General features: G+C 43.7%; 1 protein-coding gene. It reads left to right on the top strand.

Annotated elements, in window-relative coordinates:
- The first annotated feature begins 105 nt into the window (after positions 1-105).
- Positions 106-1284 (top strand): IS4 family transposase, encoded by a 1179-nt coding sequence (locus tag OLM33_10080; GenBank protein MCW1713998.1) that lies wholly within the window; start codon positions 106-108, stop codon positions 1282-1284.
- Positions 1285-1431 lie beyond the last annotated feature (147 nt).

The raw sequence follows: 1431 nt of genomic DNA, 5'->3' as shown, positions 1-1431 counted from the left end.
TCACACGTGTCCAAGATAGGAAAATAAAAAAGTAAAGCCTCCGTTATTGGGATATCATTAAGTTGCGACACAAAAGAATCCCAAAGAAACCACGGAGGCAGAACAATGATAAAGTGCATGAGCCTATTCAGTCAAATACTATCTGAGATGTCCTTATCTCCGGTAAGTTTTGAGCAGCTGGTGATGAAACACGGAAACGACCGTAACGCAAAAGGATTTACGTCAAAGGCCCAGCTGGTGTCGATGATCTTTTCTCATCTGGCAAGAGCTGATTCGCTCAGGGAAATAACAAACGGGCTCTTATGCTGCAACGGCAAGGTAAAGCATCTTGGAATAAAAGCAGCGCCCAAACGATCAACGCTTGCATATGCAAACGAACACAGGAACGCGGATCTGTACGAAGAATACTTCTGGAAACAGCTTCAGCATTTTCGCACAAGAAATATGCTGGAGAAGAGCGGAAAGAAATTTAAATTCAAGAACAAGCTCTTTCTCTTTGACTCAACAACAATAAGCCTTTGCCTGTCATTATTCCCATGGGCGGACTACAGACAGACCAAGGGCGGAGTAAAGGTACACGTACTGCTTGACCAGAGTGACTACATGCCGTCATTTATAACGATAACAGATGCAAAGATACATGACAGTGCTGTCTCAAAGACCCTGAACCTCAAACCGGGTTCAATAGTAGCGGCGGACAGGGGATATCTCGACTTTGAACAATTCAGCAGATGGAACAAAAGCAAAATTTTCTTTGTTACCAGGATGAAAGACAACATCTGTTATAAAACCGTCATCCACGGCTGCGGGGCATACGGCAGCAACGTACGCTCAGATGATGAGATCATTCTTACAGGCATAAACACCAAAATCAAATACCCTAAAAAGCTCCGTCTTGTAACGGTCTGGAACGAAGAGAAGCAGGAAGAGATAAAAATACTCACCAACAACTTTAAACTTGCTGCATCGACCATAGGGGCAATATACAAAGAACGATGGGAGATAGAGCTCTTTTTCAAGACACTGAAACAGACACTGAATGTAAAGACATTCATCGGTACAAGCGAAAATGCGTTACGCATACAGATTTGGACAGCCATGATATCGCTTTTGATAATAAGATGGCTGCACCATCTCTCAAAAATGAAATGGTCGTTCTCCGTAATGAGTGCGATGTTAAGGCTGAATCTCTTTACGTACAGGCCATTACCGGAATGGCTGGACAGACCGTACGAAACCCCGCCGGCGGTGCCGGTGCCGGAACAACAATTGATCTTCAGCTGAGGTATTGGACAGCCAAAGGCGGTCAAGAGGAAAATAACAAGTAAACCATGAAGTACAACCTGGTTTTAAATGTGTCCAATAACGATTAACAAAGCCTTGCTATTACAGGAGGGCATTTTGAAATTTGAGCTATCTTGGACAGCAGTG

This window comes from Synergistaceae bacterium DZ-S4, assembly GCA_025943965.1.
Classification (GTDB): domain Bacteria; phylum Synergistota; class Synergistia; order Synergistales; family Synergistaceae; genus Caenicola; species Caenicola nitritireducens.
The sequence above is the reverse complement of the archived record's forward strand: the minus strand, read 5'-3'. Positions and strand labels throughout refer to the sequence as shown.